Here is a 5,015-nt window from a genome sequence, read left to right as displayed (position 1 = left end):
GCTTGAGGCTGTTCATGCGCACGAAGCGTGCGGTCTGCACCGGGAAGGTCTGCGTGTCCACGCCGCCCTTGCCGACGACCGGACCGACGACCGTGTTCCATGCCTTTCCATCGGCGGAAACGTCGATCGTGTACTGGGCCGAAGACGCATTTTCCCAGCGCATGATCACGTGGTCGAAGCTCTTCGGCGTGCCGAAGTCCACGATCAGGTCGACCGGATCCTGCTTCTGCACGGAACCCCAACGGGTGGTGAAGTCGCCGTCGATGGCCGCACCGGGATTGAGATCCGGACGCTCCGTCGTGTAGGACGACGATGCCGTGGCACCGATGGCGATGTTCACGCCACCCTTGCCGTCACCCGGCGTACCCGGGCTGGGCGGATTTCCGCCACCGTTGTCGTTGCCACCGCCGTTGTTCGGCTGCGTGACCGGACCGGCCCACGTCGGCGGATCGTTACCGGCGCTGGAGTTGTCGACCGTCAACAACACGTTGTTGCTCGCGGTGGTGAGGCCTTGCGCACTGACGACATTGACGCGGTAGACGGTGCCATTCTGGGCGGCCGTAAGGGCCCGCGTGGCGTACTTGCCGTCGGCCGTGCTCGACACGAACGTGAGCACGTCCTGGTCGTTCGCGTCCTTGGTCACGGTGTACCAGTCGTAGCTGAGCGGACCGACACCCGTCGCCGTCACGGTGAAGGGTGCGGAACGACCCACACCAGCGGTCTGGTTGGTGGGCTGGGCGGTAATGGTCGGAGCTACCACCTTGGTGCCCTTCACGCAGAGCACGTGGCCCGGGTTGTTTTCCGCCACTTCACGGCGGATATCACCCAGATAGCTCACCTGGAAGGCAAAGGTGGAGTCGGTCGGGTCCTGTCCGTCCGTCCACGTGTTCCACGCGCCCGGGAACGCCTCGCTCGAGTAGTTCTGGCCGCTGATCGCCAGCGCTTCATCGACCGTCGGAAGGCGCATACCGTCCTTCGCGCATGTCTGGACAGCGACCGACTGCGTGAACTGCGCACCCTGATCAGCGAAGCCGCGCTGCACGCGGTCCCACTGCAGGCCACTCAGGTTATCCGTTACCAGGTTCGAACCGGTCGCGGAAGTGTAGCGATCCGTGACAGCGCAGCAACCCGCCGAGTTGTAGACCTCGAACTCATAAAGCGAGTAGCCGTAGGCCGTGGCGCGATGAATGCCCTGCATGCGCACATAGCGACCCTTCACCGGGTGGTCGAAGGTGAAATCCTCCGTGCCGCCGAGGCTGGTGTCGGTGTGGTACGCGTCCTGGAAGCCCGTGTTCGGATCGTCCGAATACTGGATCTTGTACTCGGTGGCGTGGGCGTTCTCCCACTTCAGCACGACACGGTTGAACGTGCGCGACGAACCGAGATCGACCGTGATGAAGCCGTTGTCATCACCGACTTTCGAGCCCCAGCGGGTCGTCTCATCACCGTCCACGGCCTGCCATGCGGCAGTACCCTGCACGTTCTCGACTTCCGACGAGAGCGTCGCCTTCTCACGGGCGAGGTTCGCACCCGGCGGCGCCAGGGTGAGCTTCGCGGTCGTGGTCGCCACGACCCCGGTGATATTCGTCACCGTGACCGTATACGTACCGATATCGCTCTGCTGCACAGACTGGATGGCGAGCGTGGGCAGGTCGTCGCCGACCGCCACGCCACCTACCGACCACTTGTAGTGGAACGGCGCGGTGCCGGCGACCAGGTTGGTCACGTCGAACGTCGCCGGCTGGCCCGGGTTCGCACGAACATCGGCCAGGGTGCCTGTGAAGACCGGCGGACGCGGCTGATTCACGGTCAGATGCGCGGCCTGCGACGGCACGGAGCTGCCGAAGTTGGTGACGACGACCGAGTAGTCGACGTTGCTGTCGGCGACAGTGAGCGTCGGCGTGTCGTAGCTCGGGCTGTTCGCCCCCGGAATGGCCGATGCACCCTTCATCCACTGGTAGGTGAGCGTCGGCGAACCGTCGGCCACGACCTGGAAGTGGGCCTGCTGGCCTGCATCCACGTTCTGGGCAACGGGCTGTGTGCGGACGACCACCTGGCTGAAGGCGAAGACCTTGAGCGCAGCAGGACTTGACTCCTGGTCGGGGCCCTGGCCGTGCACGACCACGGTATACGCGTTGCCGTCGTCGCCGGTCGTCGAGGCCGGCGTGACGTAGCTTGCGCTTGTCGCACCCGGAATCTCCACGCCGTTCTTCTTCCAGGTGAAGGTCAGCGGCGGTGTGCCGGAAGCGGTCACGGAGAAGTGGCCAACGTCACCTACGGTCACGTCCTGCTCGATCGGCTGGGCAATGATCGACGGCGGACCCGACGCGATCGGCGGTGCCGGCACGTTGACGATAGCGAACGTGGCGGAGCCGGCCGTGAGGCCCGGTGCGGTGGCGGTCACCGTCACCTGGCCCGGTGTGAACTTCGAGCGCAGCGCGATCTTCTGCAGACCGCCCTCGAACTGCAGTTCCGGCGAACCCGGCGAGTGGTAGCTGTGGATCGGCTCGGCAATACCGCCATTGTTGTCCGGCACTTCGCCGGCGCTGTAATCGACGTACTGCTGCGTGCCACCCTGGTACGTCACGATCGACGCGCCACTGGTCACTTCGAAGGTCACCTTCTGCGCGGCATCCGGCACGACGACGTTGTTGGCGTCAACGACCTTGGCAACGATGAAGGCGGCATCCGAACCGTTGGCCGTGACCTGGAAACGCGTGCCATCCGGCTTGACCACGTTGGGCACGACATCGAGCTCGATGTGATCGGCCTTGCCTGCGGTGGTCAGCGTATCCGCCACCRGCTGCCCGTCGGCACCCGTGCGCACGCTACCCAGTGCGTCGATGCACTGCGCGGTCGCGGTACCCGGCTGCCAGGTGACATTCCAATGGACCTGGCCCGGCAGCTTCGTGGTGGCCTGCGCCTTGTCGGAACCGACGATCTTGCCGGTGTCTTCGTCCGTGGGACCGTTCTCGACAGCGTACGAGGCGTCGTCGATCGTGTCCCAGCGGTTCGGCACCTGGTCGCTGCCCTGCGGTACGCCATTGACGAGCAGGCGGACGGCCGGGCAATTGCTGAAGGCGTTGACCTGGATGTCACCCGTGCGATTCCAGGTGTTGGCCAGCTTGACGACCGGACGCAGGTCGTAGGGCACCCAGACGGACTCGTACACGTAGTACAGCATGCGCGGGAAACGATTAGCATCGGTCATCGACGCGTTATTGCCGCGCATATTGTGACGAAAACCCTTGATCGGCTTTCCATCCGGGTGCGTCGCGATCGTCTTGTCGGGATTTAGCTGGTAGGCCCAATGAGTGGCGTCCTCCAGTCCCTCGACGGCCTCGATGACTTCACCCGGCGTATCGGACATGTACCACTGGGCCATGCCGAACGTGCCGACCTTGCGGGCCTGGGAGTAAGGCACGAGGTAGTTCAGCGCGAAGGCCAGCTCGTAGTCGTACGAATGACGCAGCGTGCCAGGACCCCAGTATTCCGCGCCCCAGGCGGGCTTGTTCGGAAACTCAGTCGAGTGCAGATAGGTTTCGCAGCCGGCCTTCGAGCAGCTGAGGATGTCGCCATTGGCGGCGTCCGGCGTGCGGTCGGCTGCGGCGCGCGGGTTGATGCTGTCCCAGGTCCGGGCCAGCGCGCGAAGCTCGACGGCAAACGGCGTCGACATCACGCCATTGTCGTGCTCCCACGCCAGGATCGACGGATGGCTGCGATCGCGGATCACGATGTCACGATGGACCTCGCGCTTGATCGTCCACATGTCGTTGCACTGCTTGGTCAGTTCCGGCTTTGCTTCGCCACCACACGGGTTGGCGAAGCCGTTCTCGCCGTCGCCACTGGGCTGCACGATGAAAACGCCCAGCGCATCCGCGGCCTCGACAAACTCGGGGCTGGACGGGGAATGACCCGGACGCCAGAGATTGCCGCCACCGGCAGCGAGCTGCTGCAGATCGCGCCACTGCTGCTCTTCAGGCACGGACGAACCTAGCGCGGGATAGTCGTAGCGGCCCGAGCCGCCCCACATATATTGCTTCGCGCCGTTGACGTACGGGAAGTCCTTATCCCAGGTGATGACACGGATGCCGAGCGTGCTCTGCTTTGCATCCACCACCACACCGTCGATGCTTACCGTATGCAGCACCTTGTACAGGTAAGGCTTGCCGTTGATGCTGTTGTTCGGATACCACAGGTGCGGGTTGCTCACCTGGATGGTTTCGTCGAACACCGGGGTTTCGTTATTCGGCACGAAGTTCGCCGGCAACGTCTTCTGCTGCTGATCGGATTTGACGACGTTGCCGTCGGCATCGACGATCTGCGTGGTCAGCGTCACCGACTTTGCCGCGTTGGTCTCATTGACGACGTTGGTCTGGACCTTGACCGTCGCCGTGGTGTGATCCGCGCTGAGACTCTGGGTGCCTACATACGTGCCCCAGGTGTTCTGGCCCGCGTAGACGTTCTCCGGGATGTGCACGAAGTTGGTCACGTGCAGTTTTACCGGACGGAACAGGCCGGCTTCGGCCTGGCCGAAGCGGAACGAGCCGGAGAAGCCGGGATCCTCGAAGAAGCCCCCACCACTGCGACTGACCTTAACAGCCAGCACGTCGGTGCCGTCGAACTTGAGGAAGGGCGTCAGATCCACGATGTGCGGCAGGAAGCCGATCACGTGGGTCGCGTTCTCATCCGCCTGGCCCGGCTGGTTGAGCACGCCGGTACCGGGAACGAAATGACCGTTGATGTAGACGCGGTCACCCGTGTGGGCGCCTTCGAACTCGACCATGACTTTCTTGCCGGCGAACTTMGCCGAGTCGTCGAGCTTGACGCGATACCAACTGGTCTCGCCATCCAGGCTGCCCTGGCCGCCGCCAGACTCCTGATTGATGAAAGTGGTGAAATCGTTGGCAGCGTGCGGAATACCAACGGTCAGCCATGCGCTGTCGTTGAAGGTCGGGATCGCACCGTCGTCGCCATTCGGCAGCGGTGCGTAGACGACCGGGTCATTCGGGTTC

The 5,015-nt window shown here is 63.9% G+C and carries 1 protein-coding gene; it reads right to left on the bottom strand.

The window, feature by feature from the left end; genetic code table 11:
- The coding region (locus tag AC1DSN_RS18135) for a discoidin domain-containing protein (protein WP_477332046.1) at window positions 1-5,015 on the bottom strand (5,015 nt) is incomplete at both ends.

It is taken from the genome of Luteibacter sp. P4_D7_3 (assembly GCF_056401735.1).
The sequence above is the reverse complement of the archived record's forward strand: the minus strand, read 5'-3'. Positions and strand labels throughout refer to the sequence as shown.